At 63.2% G+C, this 20,343-nt stretch carries 14 protein-coding genes and 1 tRNA gene; 5 read left to right on the forward strand and 10 right to left on the reverse strand.

Annotation, left to right across the window (positions count from 1 at the left end; genetic code table 11):
• Window positions 1–73: 73 nt before the first annotated feature.
• From THALAR_RS03045 to THALAR_RS03075, 7 genes are read right to left on the reverse strand one after another with little or no spacing between them, the layout of a single operon-like run.
• Window positions 74–1,003, reverse strand: a complete 930-nt coding sequence (locus THALAR_RS03045) for an AEC family transporter (protein ID WP_021100010.1) — start codon at window positions 1,001–1,003, stop codon at window positions 74–76.
• A 1-nt stretch (window position 1,004) separates the two neighbouring features.
• Window positions 1,005–1,799, reverse strand: a complete 795-nt coding sequence (locus THALAR_RS03050) for an MBL fold metallo-hydrolase (RefSeq protein WP_021100011.1) — start codon at window positions 1,797–1,799, stop codon at window positions 1,005–1,007.
• Window positions 1,796–2,581: a TatD family hydrolase gene (locus THALAR_RS03055; protein ID WP_021100012.1), complete on the reverse strand. Its 786-nt coding sequence runs from the start codon at window positions 2,579–2,581 to the stop codon at window positions 1,796–1,798. The genes THALAR_RS03050 and THALAR_RS03055 overlap by 4 nt, the downstream gene beginning before the upstream one ends.
• Window positions 2,582–2,592: 11 nt before the next feature.
• Window positions 2,593–3,717: a DNA polymerase III subunit delta' gene (locus THALAR_RS03060; protein WP_021100013.1), complete on the reverse strand. Its 1,125-nt coding sequence runs from the start codon at window positions 3,715–3,717 to the stop codon at window positions 2,593–2,595.
• Window positions 3,714–4,343 (reverse strand): dTMP kinase, encoded by a 630-nt coding sequence (gene tmk / locus THALAR_RS03065; RefSeq protein WP_021100014.1) that lies wholly within the window; start codon window positions 4,341–4,343, stop codon window positions 3,714–3,716. Before tmk ends, THALAR_RS03060 begins: the two co-directional genes overlap by 4 nt.
• The gene (locus tag THALAR_RS03070; protein WP_021100015.1) at window positions 4,340–5,509 is read right to left on the reverse strand and encodes a D-alanyl-D-alanine carboxypeptidase family protein; all 1,170 of its coding nucleotides are present in this window, start codon (window positions 5,507–5,509) and stop codon (window positions 4,340–4,342) included. The genes tmk and THALAR_RS03070 overlap by 4 nt, the downstream gene beginning before the upstream one ends.
• 24 nt (window positions 5,510–5,533) lie before the next feature.
• Window positions 5,534–6,385, reverse strand: coding sequence for an SPOR domain-containing protein (locus THALAR_RS03075; RefSeq protein WP_245622332.1), 852 nt, complete (start codon window positions 6,383–6,385; stop codon window positions 5,534–5,536).
• A 259-nt stretch (window positions 6,386–6,644) separates the two neighbouring features.
• Between THALAR_RS03075 and THALAR_RS03080 the strand changes: the two genes are divergently transcribed.
• Window positions 6,645–6,734: transfer RNA gene (locus tag THALAR_RS03080), tRNA-Ser, on the forward strand.
• Window positions 6,735–6,773: 39 nt separating this feature from the next.
• Here the strand turns inward: THALAR_RS03080 and THALAR_RS03085 are convergent.
• Window positions 6,774–11,702: a lysozyme inhibitor LprI family protein gene (locus tag THALAR_RS03085; RefSeq protein WP_021100017.1), complete on the reverse strand. Its 4,929-nt coding sequence runs from the start codon at window positions 11,700–11,702 to the stop codon at window positions 6,774–6,776.
• A gap of 22 nt (window positions 11,703–11,724) precedes the next feature.
• Window positions 11,725–12,453, reverse strand: a complete 729-nt coding sequence (locus THALAR_RS03090; protein WP_169788510.1) for a M15 family metallopeptidase — start codon at window positions 12,451–12,453, stop codon at window positions 11,725–11,727.
• A gap of 592 nt (window positions 12,454–13,045) precedes the next feature.
• Here THALAR_RS03090 and THALAR_RS03095 point away from each other — a divergent pair.
• From THALAR_RS03095 to THALAR_RS03105, 3 genes are read left to right on the forward strand one after another with little or no spacing between them, the layout of a single operon-like run.
• Complete coding sequence (locus THALAR_RS03095; RefSeq protein ID WP_021100021.1) at window positions 13,046–15,439, forward strand: hypothetical protein; 2,394 nt, start codon at window positions 13,046–13,048, stop codon at window positions 15,437–15,439.
• A 4-nt stretch (window positions 15,440–15,443) separates the two neighbouring features.
• The gene (locus tag THALAR_RS03100; protein ID WP_021100022.1) at window positions 15,444–16,211 is read left to right on the forward strand and encodes a hypothetical protein; all 768 of its coding nucleotides are present in this window, start codon (window positions 15,444–15,446) and stop codon (window positions 16,209–16,211) included.
• Window positions 16,208–16,912: a hypothetical protein gene (locus THALAR_RS03105; protein ID WP_021100023.1), complete on the forward strand. Its 705-nt coding sequence runs from the start codon at window positions 16,208–16,210 to the stop codon at window positions 16,910–16,912. Before THALAR_RS03100 ends, THALAR_RS03105 begins: the two co-directional genes overlap by 4 nt.
• Here the strand turns inward: THALAR_RS03105 and THALAR_RS03110 are convergent.
• A complete protein-coding gene (locus THALAR_RS03110) occupies window positions 16,909–17,808 on the reverse strand; it encodes a LysR substrate-binding domain-containing protein (protein ID WP_021100024.1) in 900 nt (299 codons plus the stop codon). The two genes, THALAR_RS03105 and THALAR_RS03110, sit on opposite strands and share 4 nt — an antisense overlap.
• A gap of 134 nt (window positions 17,809–17,942) precedes the next feature.
• Between THALAR_RS03110 and katG the strand changes: the two genes are divergently transcribed.
• Entirely contained in the window at window positions 17,943–20,117 is a 2,175-nt protein-coding gene (gene katG / locus THALAR_RS03115; RefSeq protein WP_021100025.1) for a catalase/peroxidase HPI, read from the forward strand.
• The last annotated feature ends 226 nt before the right edge of the window (window positions 20,118–20,343 follow it).

Below are 20,343 nucleotides of genomic sequence, written 5' to 3' on the forward strand. Positions count from 1 at the left end.
GCACTTACCCTGCGTAAACTAGCGAAGCATTCGAGCCTTTGGCAAAAAACCGCGTATCGGGGGCGTTCTTTGGTTAAGGAAGCAGCGCCAGCCACACCCACAACGTCAAGATCGACAGGGCGGTTGAGATCAGCACCGCCGAGGCGGCGACCCGTTTGGCGACCCCGTACATGTTGGCGAACACATAGGCGTTCACGCCCGGTGCCATTGCCGATGTCAGCACGGCGGAACGAAACGCGTCGATGCCAATGCCCGAAGCCCCCGCGACCAGCCATGTCAGGCTTGGCTGCACCACCAGCATCAAGGCGCAGACCATGATGACGGGGCCGGTGTCGCCCTCCAGCTTGTAGCGGGCCAGCACACCGCCCAGCCCGAAGATCGCCGCAGGCAGGGCGGCGCGGATCATCAGGTCCAGCGCGTCGGTCAGCACGCCGGGCAGGGGCAGGGAGGTCAGGTTGACCACAAAGCCCAGCCCGATGCCGATGATCAACGCGTTATGAGTGATCTCGCGCCACACGGCGCGGGACGTGCGCCATAGTCCGCTGCCACGATTGCGAACAACCTCCATCACGGTGATGCCGACGCAGTAGCAAAACGGCGCGTTGATCGCGATTATGGCGTAGTTGGGCGACAGCGCATCCTCGCCATAGGCGCGTTCTGTGATCGGCAGGCCGAGCAGCACGGCGTTGGAGAACAGGCAGCAAAAGCCGATGGCGATGCTGTCCTCCCAAGGGCGCCCGAAAATCAGGCGCGCACCGAACGTGCCAAGGGTGAAGCCCGTCAGTGCGGACAGGTAGTAGGACACCAGCAGACGCGGCTCGAAATAGACGTCCAGCTCCAGCTCCGCGATGCCGCGAAACAGCAGGCAGGGGATGGCGAAGGTCTGGGTGAACTTCATCAGCGCATCTGCGCCGTCATCTGAGAACAGGCCACGTTTGACCGCGATGAAGCCCGCCCCGATGACCAGAAACACCGGCAGGATCACCTCGATCAGTGCGCCCATCTTACAGGTCGTATTCGATAATCATGCCGTCATAGGCGGGGGTGACGTTGTCCGGCGTCTCGGCCTCCACCGTGGCGTAGTCCAGATCAATATGCATGTTGGTGATGACAGCCTGCTTGGGGGCCAGCTTCTCGATCCACTTCAGTGTATTTTCCAGATGCGAATGGCTGGGATGCGGCGAGCGGCGCAGCGCGTCGATGATGAAGCAGTCCAGCCCCTGAAGTGCCGCCCATGTCTCGTCGTAGAACTTCGCCACATCGGGTAAGTAGGCCAAGCCACCAACACGGAAGCCAAGCGCGTCGATGGTGCCGTGATTGGCGCGGAACGGGGCCAGCGGGATCGTCCCGCCGGGCCCCTTGATCTCGATCAGCCCCTTGATGGACCGCAGCGTCAGGATCGGCGGGTAGGGGGAGCCTTCGGGCTGCACGAACGCATAACCGAAGCGCGAGATCAGGTTGTCGGTGGTGTCGCCATCAGCCCAGACCTTCAGGCGTTCCTTCATGTTGAACACGATCATCCGCAGATCGTCGATGCCGTGCATGTGATCCGCGTGGGAGTGGGTATAGACCACCCCGTCCAAGCGCCCGACGCCCGCGTCCAGAAGCTGCGAGCGCAGGTCCGGCGAGGTGTCGATCAGCACGGAGGTGGTGCCATTGGGTCCGATCTGCTCGATCAGGAGGGAGCAGCGGCGGCGCACATTCCGGGGGTTGTTGGGGTCGCAATCGCCCCAATGCCCGCCAAGGCGCGGCACCCCGCCAGACGAGCCGCAGCCCAATATGGTGAACCGGCGCTTCATTTGGCTTTCCAGAACAAGCGTTCGAAATTGGCCTGCGTTTGCGCGGCGAAGTCGGGATAGTCGAGGTCGAAGATCTCCGCACCCACCTTGGCCGTGTGAGCGGTATAGCCCGGCTCGTTGCGCTTGCCACGATAGGGGGGCGGGGCGAGGTAGGGGGCGTCGGTCTCGACAAGGATGCGGTCAAGCGGAGCGGCGGCGAAGATGTCGCGCAGCTCTTGGCTCTTGGGGAAAGCAGCGATGCCGGACATGGACAGGTAGAACCCCAGATCAAGTGCTGCCTGCGCCAGTTCTTTCGTGGACGAAAAGCAGTGCATGACGCAGCTATACGCGCCCTTTTTGTGTTCCTCCGTCAGGATGCGGGCCATGTCGTCATCTGCCGCGCGGGCGTGGATGATGAGCGGCAGCTTGGTCTGCCGCGCGGCCTCGATGTGGACCCGCAGGCTTTGCTGCTGAATGTCCTTGCTCTCGGACGTGTAGTGGTAGTCCAGCCCGGTCTCGCCGATGCCGACGAATTTGGGATGCTCGGCCAGCTTCACCAACGCGCCCACCGTGACCAGCGGCTCGTCGGCGGCGCTCATCGGATGGGTACCGGCGGCGTAGTAGACGGACGGGTGCGCTTCCGCGATGGCGCGGACTTGCGGCTCCAACCGCAGTTTGGTGCAGATCGTCACCATGCGCGTCACGCCCGCGTCATGGGCGCGGGTGATGATGTCGGGCAACTCGCCCTCGAAATCGGGGAAGTCGAGATGGCAGTGGCTGTCGGTGATCTGGGGGGTGCTCATTCTCGGCCTCGTCAGGCCGCAGTTTTCGCGGCCACTTCGTTCATTGCCAGAACCATATCAATGACCAGCGCGGAAGGGTCAAGGTTCACCGCACGCCCGTGTTGCGCGCGGGCGGAGATATCGGCCGACACGGAGGCCCATGCGCGCGCAGCATTCGCATCGGGCGACAGGCGGGCGAGCATCTCCAACTCACCGCGCGCAGCCTCGGTCTGGGGCTGGCCCAGACCCGCGCGCGCAAGGCGGGCAAGCAGCACGTCGGCAAGGCGCAGCATCAACTCGTAGCGGGCTTCCTGACCGCGGGCGGCGGCCTTCTCGCCAAGGGCGATCATCTGCGTGCGGTCGAGCTTGGGGAAGGTGGCGGCGAGCGCCACGAGGTCGGCATAAACCTCCATCCCGCCAAGGTTCAACATCCGCAGCGCTTCACCCACGGAGCCACCGGATAGTTCGGCCAGCGCCGAACTATGCTTGCCGATATCCGCCCCCGTGGCGGTCAGGGCGGCAGACATATGGTCGGCGTCGAGCGTCACGCAACGCAACTCGCGGCAGCGCGACCGGATGGTGGGCAACAGCCGCGATGGCTGGTGGCTGATCAGGAACAGCAGCGCGTCGGCGGGGGGCTCCTCCAGCACCTTCAGCAAGGCGTTCGCGGCAGAGACGTTCATATCGTCAGCCGCATCCACGATGACGATGCGGCGCCCGCCCTCTGTGGCGGAGAGGGAGAAAAACCCTTTCAGCTTGCGCACCTCGTCGACGGTGATCTGCTGTTTGAACTTCTTTTTGTCCTCGTCATAGGGACGCTTGAGCACGAACAAGCCGGCTTCGCTGCCTGCGTTCATACGGGCGATAACGGGGTGGCTTGGGTCAATGTCCAGCGTTGCAGGCGCGGGTGGGGCGCCGAACATATCGTTTGCATCCACCGGCGGGTTTGCCAGCAGGAACTTCGCCAGCTTCCACGCCAGCGTGGCCTTGCCGACGCCGCGCGGGCCGGTGATCATCCATGCGTGGTGCAGGCGGTCGCCGTTGAAGGCCTCAAGGAAGTTCTCCTCGGCCACGTGCTGGCCCACCAGTGTCGCGGTTTCACGCGGGTGGGGCGCACCGTCGATCTGGTCCGATTGCGGGAGGGCGTCGTCACTCATGCGCGTGCGGCCAGGTAGGTGTCGACCAGCGCGGCCACGTCCGCGCCCACATCATGCGCGCCACGGGTGCCGTCGATCAGGCGGGTGCGGTCGGGGAAGTCTTCGAGAAGGCCAAGGAACCCCGCGCGCAGCTTGTGCTGGAACTCCGCGCCAAACTCCTCGAACCGGTCCTCGCCGGAGCCACGGGCAAGCCCCCGTTCAAGGGCTGCGTCAGGGTCCATGTCGATGATCAGCGTCAGGTCAGGCTCGCGCCCGATCATACGGGTGTGCAGCGCATCGACGGTCTCGCGCAGATCGCCACGGGTGGCTCCTTGATAGACGCGGGTGCTGTCGGCGAAGCGGTCGCAGATGACGATCTTGCCGGCCTCCAGGGCAGGGAGGATGGTGCGCTCCAGATGGTCGCGGCGGGCGGCGGTGAACAGCAGGATCTCGGTCTCGGCGGACCAGCGCCCCGGCTCGCCCTCGACCAGCAGGCGGCGGATGTCCTCGGCCCCCGGCGAGCCGCCGGGCTCGCGGGTGAGCACGACCTCAAAGCCCACGGCCTCCAGATGGCCTGCCAACAGACGTGACTGGGTCGACTTGCCCGAGCCGTCAATGCCTTCGAATGTCAGAAACGTCCCGTTCAAAAGAAGGTCGCCGCCTGTCCTGTCAGCTGGCGGAACAGCACCGTCGCGGCGGTGCGCACGCGAACCATGAAGCCGCCGGAATCCACGGTTTCGGTGGCGACCAGATCGTGGGTCGCATCACCGATGCCGGGAACGCTTACGATCAGCTCGGCCACCTTGTCACCGGCTTTGATTGGGGCTTCCAGCGGGCCTTGATAGGTGATCTTGGCGGTCACGCCGTCTTTATTCAGCACAGGCACCAACACCTTGATATCTTCGGTCGAGGCCATCCCCACTTGCGCGGCGGTGCCCATCCAGACCTCTGCATTGGCTATGATGACGCCTTCTTCGGCAAGCTGGCGCTCCGCAAACTGCCGGAAGGCCCAGTTGGCGATCCGCTCGCTCTCGGAGGCGCGGTCCTGCTCGGTTGCCAGTCCCGACATCACGAACACGATCCGCCGGTTGCCTTGCTTGGCGGAGCCGACCAGCCCGTAGCCAGCCTCGACGGTATGACCGGTTTTCAGGCCATCCGCGCCGATATTGAGTTTCAGCAGCGGGTTGCGGTTGAAACGATTGTCCGGCGCACGGTTGTCATGAAGGAATTCGGTTTCCGCAAAGTAGCCGTAATACTGGGGAAACACCTGAATCAGCCGCTTGGCAAGGATCGCCAGATCGCGCATCGACATGCGTTGCGCAGGGGCGGGCCAGCCGTTGGAGTTGGCGAAGGTGGAATTGGTCATGCCCAATTGCTGCGCACGCTCCGTCATCATCTGGGCGAAACCGCGCTCCGTTCCATCGGGGGAGATCGCCTCGGCCAGCACGGCGGATGCGTCATTGCCGGACAGCACGATCACGCCACGGATCAAATCCTCGACCGAGACCCGGTCGCGGGTGGTGAGAAACATGGTGGAGCCGCCATAGGCTTGAGCCGCTTCCGACACAGGCAAACGCTGGTCCAGCGTCAGGCGTCCGTCTTCCAGCGCCTCGAACGTCATGTTCAGGGTCATCAGCTTCGACATCGACGCGGGTGGAAGCGCCATGTCGGCGTTCTTTTCCATGAGCGTCAGATCGGTTCCCAAATCCAGAACGATTGCCGATTTCGCAGATGTTTCAAATGCATAGGCGGCAAAGCTCATGCAGATAGCGGATGTTAGCGTGGCGATAAGCGTGGCAGCGCGGAGGCCCATGGAAGGAGTCCTTTTGATCTTGTGTTAGTTGGTCACGAAATAGGCGTCGTTGAAGCCGAGACCTTTGACCTTTTTCAACAGGGTAGCGCGCTCAGAGGACGAGCCGGAGGGGCCGACGACCACGCGCCAGAAATTCTTGCCCTGGCTGGAGCCTTGCTTGACCTCGGGGACGATACCGATACCGCGCAGGGACGTCGCCGTGTTGTCGGCGTTGTCCTTGACCGAGAATATGCCGATCTGGATATACGGCTTGGACAGGCTGGACGACTGGCGCACCGGGGCCGCAGCCACGGGGGTCGGCTTGGCAACAGGCGTGGCTTCGGGCGCGGGCTTGTCGAGCGCGGCTCTGGCCTGATCAATCGGGTCCAGCGATTGCGCCTCGATGGCGTCGGGGGCAGGCAGGCTCTCGGTGCCTTCCAGCTCGGAAACTGCGGCGGGCTGGGCCACTGGCACCTGCTCGGTGCGCAGGGCGACGACACTCATCTTCGTGGGCTGGCCTGCGACCAGGCCCAAAGTCTGCGCCGCATCCGAGGACAGTTGCAATTTCGGGCCGGGGTTGTCGCGTTCGCGCCGGAACAGAGCCCCGATGACGGTCTTGTCGTTGGTCAGGTTGCGGATCACCACCCGCTCGGGATCCTTGACGCCGGGATAGGCCACCCAGACGCCGCCAAGCGAGGGGCGTCCGTCCCACAGCCCGTCCTCGTTGGCCTGAAACACCTCCGGTGCCTCGACCTCGCGTTCGATGGTCTCGCCATCAGCGCTGGCTACAAGTTCGGCTGTGTCTGTCTCTGCGGTGTCTTTTTTCTTCAGGAAGTCAAAGCCTTGGCCGTCCTCGCAGGCCGCAAGCGCTGCCGTCGCCCCGAGTAATACCGCCATCCGCCATGCCCGTGTCATAAGGTGTGTGTGACCCATAAATTCGCCCTCTGCCCGCTGCACCCTGACGGGTGCTTATACCACCGCTTTTCGCGGCCTTGTCGAAGATCACCCCAAACGAGGATGCCCCATTGGGCGCACCCTATTAAATAAACTTGTTTTTGCAAAGTGGTCCGTTGCAACGTCGGCAAAATTCGGCGTGATCGGGGGCTGTGCGTCAGGGCTTCCAGAATCGAGCGTGCGCCGTTAAGCCATCCCCGTCGGAGGAGTGGCAGAGTGGTCGAATGCACCGGTCTTGAAAACCGACGAGGGTGAAAGTCCTCCGTGGGTTCGAATCCCACCTCCTCCGCCACACTGCGTTTTGCTTGCTTTTATCTGGGGCGCATCCCGCTTACAGCTCGATCTTCGCTTTCTCCGGCGCGGGTCTTGGAACTGCTTCGAGCTTTTGCGAAACCCTGCGGTCGAAGAGCCAGATAACCGTGATCAACCGGCCGCTATTCTCATAGACCTGAACAGCCACGACAGTCCCGCAGCGCGAGATATCGGGCGGCGCAAAACCGGGCTGCTCGCGTGGTGCGCTTGGCCAACCCATTTCGCCCCAGTAGTGGTTGCCCGATATCGGGTTTTGGTCGCCGAAGGCAGCTGCGTCCTCGGTGACCATGGCAGGCACCTGAGCCACGTCTTTGCGCCTCAGAAGTGACGGCCCGCCACAATAGCCCCATCTGTCTTCCTCTTGGGGCAGGGCCCCCCAGAACCAGGTGCCTTCGCCATCTTCGCGCATGGTCTCGCCGTATTTGTCCATCAGTGACAGTTTCAGGGCCTCCATCGACACATTTGCCGCGTCGAGCTCCATGCGTCTCATGATCGCCATGATCGGCTTGTCGGGCACATGATCGGCATAGATGCCGACGATGCTTTCACGGGTTTGCGGGTCGTGACTGGCGACGGCATGGCCGAATTGACCTTTGCCGGGAACATCGGTCACATAAAACGCGGCATCGGAGTTGCGCTCTCGGAGCGCCTTCACAAAAGCCTGTTGCGGCATTTCCAGCGTAAGTTTCAGGATGTCAGCGGATTTGAGTGCCTTCGCCGTGGGCAGATCCCAGTCACCTTTTTCAATCCGCGCCACGACCTTCGCGCCACGCCCGAAGCGACCGCTGCGATAGCCAACAGCGGCTTCGACCTCGCTTTTTAGCACCACCATCCCCGCAAGACCTTGGGCAGGTTTGGAAAGCTGCGAGGCGGGGACGAATTTCAGGTCGCTGACCGATAGACGATAGGTGTAGCTGTCGGGAAATTCCTTGACCTGACCCACGCCGGGCTGGGCCTTGACGACCACCATGGCCGAGACATGATCCGCATCATCAGGGCGCAGGCCTTGGTCAATCCCGCGCAACCCGCGCTGCACGTATTGGCAGGCCATTCCGCCGCCGTTCTTGCCGCCGCCTTCCCAATACCAGACCTGATCGGGTCCGGGTCTCGGGCGGCCGGAGCTGTAGAAATTTCGGGCTCCATCAGGCAGGCTTTGCCCGCTGCCCAGCAACGCGGGCAGATCCGCTCTGAAATAAGGCTGGGTCGCATCCATCTGGGGGGTCGATAGCGATTGCAGACCACGGCAGCCGCTTTCAGGATGTGCGCCGCCCATGGGCAGGAGCAACTCCGATGGCAGCGCCGCGGCGCGTGCGAGCGTCCATGCCTTGAACTCGGGCAGGAGAGCTTGCGCCGCATCGGTGCGCAGCGACTGATCGGGGTTCGAGAAGAAGCGCCGCCACGGCAGTGCCGCCCGAACCTCGTCATTTTGTGCGTCGGTTTGCGCCGCAAAACTGCGCTCTTTCAGCAGCCTGTCGACGAGCATCCGCAAAAACATCGCGTCGTTGAACGCTTCCGGCGCCAGCGACAGTGCCAAAAGGTCAATGCCCTCCGGGTCCAGCATCAGCGCCTCTGGCGGAGTGACCTCTGCCGCGTCCAGCGCGGTGCCGATCCGTTTCGGAGCCACGACTCGCAGCCACAAATCGGCGGCCCGTGGCATGCCGTTACCGTCACCGAAGATCGCCTCCGAGGGGGCGGAGAGTAAGAGAGACCCGCTGTTTCTGCGATCATAGATCGCATCTATCGGCGTGACCTTGAGATAGGCGGTGATATAGCGCTGCGTGCCCAGCATCTTCTGCAACACCGGCACCGCGCCTTCGGGGACGCGCAGCAGGCTGTAATCCTCCGGCTCGGCAGGGGCCAGATTGGGTGGCGCGATAGCGCCGCGTTCCACGGATCGGCTCAGGGGTATGAAATTGAGGCTCTTGATCGGAAACCCGCCACGTTCGGCGTCGAATGGTTGCATCTCGATATTGGCACCGATCCAGTAGCTGTCATGCGCCTCTGCCTGCAATTCGGCGCGCAATGCCGCTTTTCGGGCCTCATAGGTGCTTTGCGGTGTCGGCGGCATCACGCGATAGGCGTTCAGCATCGCGTCATCGAGAATTTTGCCGCTGTTATCCAGTCTGTCCGCCGCACCCTGAAGGCTGCGTGCGGTGGTTTTGAACAGGTCTTCAGGCAGGCTGCCACCCGTGGTAAATGGCGTGCCTTCCGAGGGTGGGGTGACGGGGGCATCTTGCGGCTGCGCGGTGTCCGGCAGCGCTATCTGGAACATCGGCTGTGCCGGGTCATCCTCGACGTAAAGCCCCATGGCGGCAACTGTGAAAGACGGGCGCACGCTGCCAAGCTCCTGCTGCGAGATCGGGCCGGCCCCGCCGGGCCGGGGCGTGAGCGCATCCAGCGAGTAGTCGACGACGAGCACCAGCCTGCGGGCGTTGCCCGATCCCGTCCGTTTTAGCCGGTCGAGCAGGGCTTGCGCGGCGTCCGGCTCCATAGGCAGGAAATCCGGCATGGACTCGGTCACAGGGCGACCTTCGGATGTGGTAGGCATCAACGGGCCGAGCTGCGACACCCGCGATACAGGAAAGCCGCCGGTCGCAAAATCATACTCCCCCAATGACACGAGAGAGGCGAAGCGCAGGTTCAAAGGCAGCGCAGGCGTACGGGCCGCGACACGGTCGCGCATCGGCTGGTCGTTCTTGGCATAGGCGCTGCGGATTTCGATCTCGCTTGGCTGGTTGTTGTGGATTGGGGTGGCGATGTTCAGCGGAAACATCTCGACACGCTCGCGTTCGGTCAGCAGCGAGCGCATGATCTTTTGCGCCAGTTCCGGATGCAACGTGCGGTCGGGCTGGGCCGATGTGATCGCTGTCAGGTTCATGGCTGTCATCAGCAGTTCGGCGGGTGACGATCCTTGAAATTGCGGGTTTGACGGCTGCGCAAATGCGGTGGGTAGACTATAGGCGTTCAGCATGTAGCGCCCGTTGCTCACGCCACCGCCGTAGAGTGCCGCGACGGTCGAAGGGTCCGAGGGGGACGCCACGTCTGCACCGGGCGCGTTGCCACCCTTCCAGACATGCAAAACCTGATCGGGGCCCTCAACGAGCTGGCCGTTTTGACCACGGCTTCTGGGTCGGTAGACCAGTGTCACGCTATGCACCGTGGCTTTCGCCGACCCGCCATAATAGCGCTGGCCGCGAAACTCGGGCGCGTGGTCGGAAAGTGTCACATCGACCAGCGCCAGGCTTTGCCCACGGTTGGACCTGACCATGTTGGCGGCCAGTGGCGTGAAGCTTTCGGGGATTGGCAGATAGAAGGGTTTTTCGAGGTTCAACTGTAGACCTTTCAAGGCGCCAGCGCCGCGGTCCTGAAGGGCTATCTGCACAATGGCCGGAAGGTCTCCGATCTGCGTGGCGAACCCGCCATGCAGTTGTAGCGACGAGGCCGGGTCGGGCGCGCTTCGCTGAATGTTCATCGGTTGCTCCAGCAGGGCGCGTGTCGGCGGGCGGTCGGCATAGAGCTGTCCCGCCGCCTCTAGGCGGGCCTGCGCCTTGGCACCCGTGGTCTCGGTCGGGCCGATTTCCGGGAAATGCGGCGGAAAGTCGAAGTCTCTGAGACGGAATTGAACCACTTGTTCTGCGGCCAGTTGCGGGTTCTGTCCCAGCGTCCAGAGCAGGAACCGGTCGAGTAACGCCTGATTTCCGACCAGTACGTCGCCACCTGTAGGCGTGGGCGCGGCCTGCGGCATCTGCGCAAAATTGGGTGTCGCGGCAGCGGGGGCTGGGGTGGTGGCAGACGCACCTGCCATCCCGGGCAGCGGTATTGTTGCGAGCGTTCCGCCCGATAGCATCGCGATACGCTGCTGCGTCATGCGGGCGATACAATCCACGTCAGCCCCGCAATCGTTGCGCGCCCCGATCCAGGCGCGCTGCGAGGCCTTCAGGCCCTCGGGCGCGCCGGCATAGGCGGCGTTAAGCTGTCGGTCCAGAGCCCCCAGCATGGGCACGGCGCAGATCGTATGCTCGGCCGCGGCTCCGGCGCGGGCACAGTCGAAACCGGGAGATACCGACGCATCGACGCCGCGGGCGCGGCAGGCTGCGGCGAAGGCCCGACCCACGTCTTGCGGCACCGGCGCGTGAATGGTGCCAGACTGGGATGTGGTAAGCGAAAACCGCGCGCCACGTTCCAGATCATCGCTGAGCCGTTGCGTCAGCGTGCGGGACATCGCGTAGATCTGGATCGTGGGATCAAAGGTCAGCGACTGGCGCAATCTGGGCTGGGTGCCCAAGTGAAGCTGTGCGGTGCGCCCCCCCTCGACGCGGGGGCCAGTGATTGCGGGGCTGAACTGGATGGTCACGACGCCCGCCCGCGGATCAACCCCCAGCACCGGAGCCGGTGCCGCGCTCGTCATGCAGCGCAGGGTCGCGAGCAAAGCCCCGTCCCGTTGCAGGTTCATACTGGCCACGGTCGCGCCCCCTGCATCACCTATGGCGTAGGACCACTGCATCTGGCCAGTCTGCGGGGCGGCTGCGCTGCCTGAAACCTGTGGCTGCGCGGTGCTGCCCGCCAGCGTCACATGAAGGCTCTGCGCCCGACCGTTGGCGCCCATGATCTGCACGTCCAAGGCCGTCATGCCGCCGCTCGCCAGCGCCTGCGCCACGCCTGCACCCATCGTACCCCGCGCAAGCAGGTTCGCGATCTGACGCCGCGCCTCGGGGGTGCCGAAAGTTCTGTCCAGCGTGTCACCGGGCTGCCTGATGCCGAACCGATGGACGTTGGCACGGTCCTGCGCCAAAATCTGGTCCGGCTGGCTGAGACGGACGCCGCTTGAATTGCTGCGATCCTGTGGCCCGATCACGGCGGTGTAGCGATCCAGCGTCTGCTGTGCATGGGCAGGCAGAGCCAAAGCAAAAGCGGTCGCCAGTATGGCACCTCCGATGACGAGTTTCATGACTGTTCCCCCTTGTTGAGCCCTAGTGCCGACCGCCCTCTACCAACCGAGCGTGCAGAATGAGCTCGGGTCTGTATTCGAAATGCATTCCGTCGAAGTGGTGCCACTTGCCACCCCAGATAAAGCCGTATCGCTCGAATGCCTGAACGACGTGTGGCGGAATGCGGTTGTGATATGCGCCCACGCGCCCCTCGGGCGCGCCGGTCCATTTCCAGTATTGTCCGATCTCGGCGTTGACATCGACAGCGATGCCGAAGCTGTGCGCGCTCAACCGGTCGGTGCCAGCGATCAGACGCCAGTTGAATCCGCCCGCGGCTGAAGCGAAAATGTAGGACAGGTCTTCCGGAGCATTGCTCAGCGCATCCAGTACTGTGGCAAGCTGGCACGCGACATTACGCTTGGCGGTAACGCTGTAGATCACGTTGCCAAGGCGCGGCGCGGCGACTTGGACAAGCGATGCTTCCGCGGCCTGCCGGTCGGCGAACCAAAGCGCGCGGAAGAACGCGTCGTTGCGTGCGCGGCCCGGGTCGAACCAAGGAGAGCTACGCGCCTTTAGGTCGAAATCCAGAGGGTAGGTTTGGGCAAACTGGTCTGCAATCGTGGCGTTTGCCAGCCTCTCGGCGGGGCTGCGCACTGGCGGCCCCCGCAACTCCAGCGCCAAGCCGTTGTTTACGCGTATGAAAAGGCCGTCCTGTGGGATCGTGACGTCTGGATAGGCGTGGGTGAGAGCTACATGGACGGGGTCCGCCATAGGGGCGGGCAAAGGTATCGACAGAAAATCACGCGGCGCACATTTCGCTTGGAGCGCTGTCCCCAGGCAGACAAACAGGAAACAAGCGAGGAGAAGTTTTTGCAGGTAATTCCATGACTTACGGTTGCCGTGGGTCGGCAGGCCATGCTTCGAATGAACCCCGCACTGCATTTAAGCCCGCCTCACACCTCAACACCATTTACCCTGTAAACTTGCGCCGAAAGGCCGAAAAAATCAAGCTGGCAGCCTGCGAGGGCGATTGGATTTGCCGCCAGACCCTGACCCCGCTTGTTCTGATCGGGCTAACGCTACTCCACCCGTCACGCGACAAAACGCAGCCTCATTCGTGCATCACCTATGTCATCGCGTTGTGAAAAATTTGTCGTCACGCAGGTGGCTGGCATGCCGAATATCCCTGTCTGCAATGTGTCGGCAAACGGTCGGCATATTGTATGGCAACATGCCCGCACGTCCCTTGTGCCACGCGAACTGACCAACGGACGGGTCGCGGCTTTCCCAAAAGGCGCATTTGGTTGCGACCCCGTTTTGTGGTATGATTACCCTTTACAGACATGCTGCGGAGGAGGTCGGAATGAACCGGTATCAGTCCTTGTTTTTGGGATTCCTCGTCGCCGCCTTGCCTCTTGGCACCACGGCGCAGACCAAAGGTCAGTTGCAATATAATGGCGATAAAGACTCCGCCTATCTTATCATCCGCGGGACCAACGACAATCGCGCGGCGCGGCTGAGCGTCGATAGCGACGACAACACACGCGGGTTTCTCCATCTCTATGACGACGACAATACGCGGGTCCGGCTTTATGTGGACAGCGTCGGTCAGGGTGGTCTGGTTCTTGAGCAAAGCGACGGGGACGACGCAGCCACGCTGGCGGTGGACAACGGGACCGAACACGGCCTGCTCTTCTTGCGCGACCGCACCGGCGGCACAAGGGCGGCGTTGTTCGTCGATGACGACCGGCAGGGGCATCTTGTGCTTGACGGCGCTGACGGCTCCGGCCGCGCCACGCTCTATGTGGACGGTCAGGAAGAGGGCGGGCTGACGCTTGCCCGTGGCAATGCCAGCAATGCTGTCGGCTTGTTCGTGGAGAATGCAGGTCAGGGTGGGGCGCTCCATTTGAATGCGACCGATGGTGACAGTCGCGCGCGCTTGCGGGTCGATGCCGCTGGACGCGGCCAGCTTTATCTTGATGGGGCCAACGACGTGGGGAAGGCGTTTCTTTACATCGACTCGGCGGATCAAGGCGGATTGCGGTTGCGTGGCTCGGGGGGAAACGATGCGGCGACACTCTATGTCGGGAACAGTAGCGACACCGGCGTGCTCCGGCTCAATGCGTCCAACGGGGACGCGCGGGCCAGACTGCAAGTCAATTCCGCAGGGCGCGGCGGGCTGTCCCTTGACGGGTCGGACAACAGCGCGCGGGCGAGCCTGTATATCGACGGGTTGGAGCAGGGTGGCTTGCGGCTCGACAACAGCACCGACCAGCGTTCCGTGAGCCTCTATGTCGGCAATACCAGCGATGCGGGCGGCCTTTTGCTACACGATGCAAACGGCTCTGCCAGAGCGCGGGTGTTCGTCAATTCGGCAGGGCGCGGTCAGATGTCGCTTGACGGGGCGGGCGTGGATGCGCGTTCCCGACTTTATGTGGACACGCTGAACCAAGGCGGTTTGCGTCTTGACGGAACAAGCGGCGAGACGGTGGCCGCGCTCTTTGTTGCGGACAGCACCGATGCGGGTGCCCTTCAGCTTGGTGCCGCCGGTGGTGACACCCGCGCACGGCTTCAGGTTGTCGGAGCAGGTCGCGGGGCCATGCGGCTTGACGGAACTGACGGGAACGGGCGCGTGCGGCTTTTCGTGGACGGGGCGGAGCAGGGCGAGTTGTTGCTGTTGAATACGGCCGGAAACGCGGGCATCGAATTGTCTGTCGATGATGCGACAGACAATGCCGGTATTCGCCTTCACGACACGGACGGCGATATCCACGCGGTTCTTGCCGTCGATGAGGAGACCAACGGCGAGTTGGTGCTTTCTGACGGTGACAGCATCGAGAAGAGCCGTCTGGCGCTTGAGCCGGACGACGATTCCGGCCTTCTGGTGTTGCGCGGGCAGCGCGGGTGGCCCATTGCCAGTGGCTCGCGCCAGTCTGCGGCGGGTGCCAATCACGGGGCTTTCCGGGTTTTCGCTGCGCTTGAGGATGGTGGCGGGTCCAACCTGTTGGGCGAGATGATCGCGGACCCCGCCACATCGGGCGGGACACTGACCCTGTTTGACGCGGCGGGCACGCCGACGATCGTGCTTGACGGGGCTACGGGGATTATCACCAAGGCCGGGCTCAACGGGTTTCTGATCGCGCACCCCAAGGACCCGCGGCGCGAGATTTTCTATGCGAGCCTTGAGGGGCCGGAGGCGGGCATCTATGCGCGCGGGTCCGGCAAGGTCGAAAACGGGCGCGGGTCGGTGAAGCTGCCGGAGCATTTCGCGGCGGTTGCGCGGCCCGGCTCGATTACCGTTCAACTTACCCCGCACAGTACCGAGACACGCGGCCTTGCCGTGGTGAAAAAATCGGTAGACGAGATTGCAGTGGGCGAACTGGGGCGCGGCACGGGGAGCTTTGGTTTCGACTATGTTGTCCATGCCGAGCGCGGGGACATCGCACAGATCAAACCGCTGCGAGACCGGAAGATAACGATTGCCGCCGAGCGCGTCGACATTGACCCCACAGGCCGCCGGGAGATCGCGAAACCCGGCCAGACCATACTTTTCACGCCGCTTGATCCTGCTCAGGACAGTGATGACGGTGTCGAAGTCGATGAGGCCGAGCTTGCCGAGATTGCCATCGACAAAGCTGAGCTGGACGAGGCTGCGTCAGAGGATGCCGAGACAAGGGTCCGTCGGCCAGAGGTCGGCAAGGAAGGGATCGAGACGCGCGATATCTCTGCCCTGCCACGGCTTCGGTTGGAGGAGTAGGGCGATGCGTGTCTTCGCTCTCCTAGCGGCGATCCTGCTTGTCGCCCCGGCCACGGCGCAAACCGTGCAAGAGCGTGCGTTCAGGCTTCTGAGCACCGAGTCCAATGTGGAGCAGAGCTGCGGATTTCAGGTCCGCTCCTCCTTGGCAGGCACCATGACGCGGCTGGGCTATCAGTTGCGGCTGCCAAACTGGTCGCTTGGCGTGGCGCAGATCACGGGCATGGGTATCACCAATGCGGGCGTCGACACGACGCTTGACCTGGCGGCGGATCTGCTGAAATCCGACCTGGGAGCCAATGACGTGAATTGCTGCGTCGACCTTAACCGCAACGGCAACATCATCAATTTCGCGCCGCCTGCCAGCATGGTGGGTGGCATCATTACCACCCAAGCGGAATCGAATGCGGTGTTTGCGGTGAATGCCGATATCAAGGTTGTGAACGGCATCCAGTTCTGCGGCGTTTCGGCCGTCCCGCCTTCCACGTTTGTCGGATGTGCGGACGGGAATTCGATCATCACGATCAACACCTTCAACCCGCCGGCAGTCAACGTCTTCACCGACCCCGCGACAGTTGCGCATGAGGTGGGGCACTGGGCCGGGCTGGATCATGTGGGCCAGACTTGCTCTCCGACGCCCGGTCAGTGCGGCGACTGCGACTGCACGGATGGCTTTATCGACCGGGTCATGTTTTGCAGCATTTGCAACGGCGCCCCCGCGCAGGGGCTCATCACGGCGCAGCAATGCACGTCCTATCAGGACGCGGCGCAATGAAACGTGTTCTTGCATTGCTGGTGTTTCTGGCCGGTGCCGCCACCGCGCAGGAAGCCAGGTTGCCGCCGGTCAAGGAGTTCGTTCAGGCGCGCAATTTCCATGGCATGGATTACAGGGTGGCCTCGCGCTACGACGCCGAAGCGGTGCCCGCGTTGCGCGAGATTCTGGCCGATGAGGATATGGCGCCCTTCTGGGCCGGTGCCGTGTGGGTGCTGGGTGTGATCGCAACGCCCGAGACGACCGCGACCCTGATCGGCTTTCTGGAAGACCGGTTCGAGGGCTATGTCGATCCGAACCAGCAGCAGGCGCTGCTGCTGGTCCCGCAAGCGCTGGGCTTTGCGGCCAATGATCCGGAGAGCCGCGCGTTCGCGTATCTTCGTGAAGGCGTCGACCCCGACGTGATTGCCCGCCGCGGGCTGGGGTGGACCGTTCGCGGCTGGGAGCCGGGCACGCGCGAGCTTTTGCTGGCCAAGCTGCATGTCAACGGCCTTGGGCTGGCGGCAAACGAGGCCGGTCGTGAAGTTCTTTTGGGGGTGCGTGAGAGCGTCCCCGAGAAAACCCCAGCGGTCTGGCGCAAGATCGCGCCAAACGTGTCCGAGGCGCTGGAGACAAGCCGCCGGATCGAGGAGCTTGGCTATCTTCGCGCCCTGACGCCGGGCGAGGTCAGGTATCCTCCGCCCGACAAGCGGTCTCCGGGTTAGGCGTCCGCGCCAAGTCCGACCTGCCTGAACAGCTCTGCAATACCGGTCAGATGCGCCGCCAGCGGGTTGGTGTTGCGCCAGACCATGCCGACCGTGCGCGACGGCTCCGGTTTGGGCATGTGGGCTATGGACACGGCGGCGGAGCGGGTTTCGATCGGGACGGCCATTTCGGGGATCAAGGTTACGCCGATGCCCGCGCCGACCATTTGCACCAATGTGGACAGGGAACTCGCCTCCATCAGATCGCGCGGCACTGACGACGACAGGTTGCAATAGGACAGCGCCTGATCGCGGAAGCAGTGGCCTTCTTCCAGCAACAAAAGGCGCATTTCGCGCAGCTTGTCAGAGCTTGGCACCGGGTTTTCCGCGTCTGCCAGCGGGCGGACCAGAACGAAGGCCTCGTCAAATAATGCCACTTCGGTCAGGGAAGGCTCGGAGATGGGCAGGGCGACGATGGCGGCGTCCAGTCGCCCGTCCAGCAGGTCGTCGATCAGCGTTTGGGTGACTGCCTCGCGCGGGTGCGGGTCAACATCGGGGTGATGCCGCGACAGATGCTTGACGAAGGCGGGCAGCAGGTAGGGCGCGATGGTCGGGATAATGCCGATGCGGAACGGGCCGGACAGATCGCCGGTGGAGGCCCGGGCGAGGTCGGTCAATTCGTCCACCGAGCGCAGCACGTCGCGGGCGCGGGGAACAAAATCCTCGCCCAGGCGGGTCAGGCGGATCTGGCGCGCGCCGCGCTCAACCAGCGGGGCACCGAGAATTTGCTCCAACTCCTTGATTTGCACCGACAGGGCGGGCTGGGAAATCGAGCACGTATCCGCAGCCCGTCCAAAGTGGCGATGCTGGGCGAGCGCCTCGAAATATCTCAGGTGTTTCAGTGTAATCTGGGCCATAGGAACAGGTTATCAATGCGATTAGAAAATACAAATTTAACCTATAGCTTTTGCGACCTATAACAAGCCCATGCGAAGCGCGTCGCACCACGCGCCGGACAGCAACCCCTGAAAACAGCAAGCGGAGATTTATCATGGACGGAAACAAGATCAGCGGCACGGCCGGATGCCCGGTGCTTCACGGGGCGCATACCAACACATCTTCCTCGGGGCTGGACTGGTGGCCGAACGCGTTGAATCTCGACATTCTGCACCAGCACGACACCAAGACCAATCCGATGAGCAAGGATTTCGACTACCGCGAAGAGGTGAAGACCCTTGATTTCGACGCGCTGAAGAAAGACCTGCACGCCTTCATGACCGACAGTCAGGACTGGTGGCCTGCCGATTGGGGCCATTATGGCGGCTTGATGGTGCGCATGGCGTGGCATGCGGCGGGCACCTACCGTCTGGCCGATGGTCGCGGTGGTGCGGCGACGGGCAACCAGCGGTTCGCGCCGCTGAACTCATGGCCCGACAACGTGAGCCTCGACAAGGCCCGCCGTCTGCTGTGGCCGATCAAGAAGAAATACGGCAACAAGATCAGCTGGGCCGATCTGCTTATTCTGGCAGGCAACGTGGCCTATGAGTCCATGGGGCTGAAAATGTATGGCTACGCCTATGGCCGCGAGGATATCTGGCACCCCGAAAAGGACATCTTCTGGGGCGCCGAGACGGAATGGCTTGCCCCGAGCGACGAGCGCTATGACAGCGTGGACGACGCCGCGACGATGCAGAACCCGCTGGCGGCGGTGCAGATGGGGTTGATCTATGTGAACCCCGAAGGTGTGAACGGCCAGCCTGATCCGTTGAAAACCGCTGCGCAGGTGCGTGAGACCTTCGCCCGCATGGCGATGGATGACGAGGAAACCGTCGCGCTGACCGCAGGGGGCCACACTGTCGGCAAATGCCACGGCAACGGTGACGCGTCGCAAATCGGGCCCGACCCCGAAAGCGGCGGCATCGAGGCGCAAGGTCTGGGCTGGGCGAACCCCAACGGCACCGGCATCGGCCGCGAGACGGTGTCCAGCGGCTTGGAAGGCGCGTGGACGACCCACCCGACCAAATGGGACAACGGCTATTTCGAGATGCTGTTCAACCACGAGTGGGAGCTGACAAAGAGCCCCGCTGGCGCGTGGCAGTGGCAGCCGGTCGAGATCGCGGAAGAGGACATGCCGGTTGACGTGGAAGACCCGTCGATCCGTCAGATGCCGCTGATGACCGACGCGGATATGGCGATGATCAAGGACCCGATCTACCGCGAAATCTCGGAAAAGTTCTACAAGAACCCCGACTACTTCTCGGAAGTGTTCGCCCGCGCCTGGTTCAAGCTGACCCACCGCGACATTGGGCCGAAGGCGCGCTATATCGGGCCGGAAGCGCCGCAGGAAGACCTGATCTGGCAGGACCCGATCCCCGCTGGCAACACCGATTATGACGTGGACGCGGTGAAGGCCAAGATCGCGGATAGCGGCCTGTCGGTCAGCGACATGGTTGCGACCGCATGGGACAGCGCGCGGACCTATCGCGGCTCCGACATGCGTGGGGGGGCGAACGGTGCGCGTATCCGGCTGGCTCCGCAAAAGGACTGGGCCGGCAACGAGCCGGAGCGTCTGGCCCGCGTGTTGGGCGTGCTGGAAGGCATTGCATCGGACGCAGGCGCCAGTGTGGCGGACGTGATCGTGCTGGCGGGCAATGTCGGTGTGGAGCAGGCGGCGAAAGCGGCTGGTTTCGACATCGAGGTGCCGTTTGCGCCGGGCCGTGGCGATGCCACGGACGAAATGACCGACGCGCCGTCCTTCGATCCGCTGGAGCCGCTGCATGACGGTTTCCGCAACTGGGCGAAGGAGCACTATGAGATCAGCGCCGAAGAACTGCTGGTCGACCGTGCGCAACTGCTGGGGCTGACCGCTGCGGAAATGACCGTGCTGGTCGGCGGTATGCGCGTCATGGGGACCAACCATGGCGGTACCAAGCATGGTGTGTTTACGGACCGCGAGGGTGCGTTGACGCCGGACTTCTTCACCAACCTGATGGATATGGGCGGTGTGTGGAACGTGGTGTCGGATACGATGTACGAGCTGCGGGACCGCAAGACCGACGAGGTCAAATGGACCGCAACGCGGGTCGATCTGGTGTTCGGCTCGAATTCGATCCTGCGCTCCTATGCCGAGGTCTACGCCCAAGACGACAACGCGGAGAAGTTCGTAAACGACTTCGTCGCCGCGTGGACCAAGGTGATGAACGCGGACCGCTTCGATCTGGCGTAAGATATACCCCCCGCGCGCGGCCACAGCGCGCGCGGGGGGCTTTTCTGCTGGCTAGTGCGTCATAAGCACCGGCATTTTCGTTTGCGCCGTCAGGCTGGCTGTCGTGCCGCCGAACAGGTTTNGATCCTGCGCTCCTATGCCGAGGTCTACGCCCAAGACGACAACGCGGAGAAGTTCGTAAACGACTTCGTCGCCGCGTGGACCAAGGTGATGAACGCGGACCGCT

Source organism: Litoreibacter arenae DSM 19593 (genome assembly GCF_000442275.2).
Taxonomy (GTDB): domain Bacteria; phylum Pseudomonadota; class Alphaproteobacteria; order Rhodobacterales; family Rhodobacteraceae; genus Litoreibacter; species Litoreibacter arenae.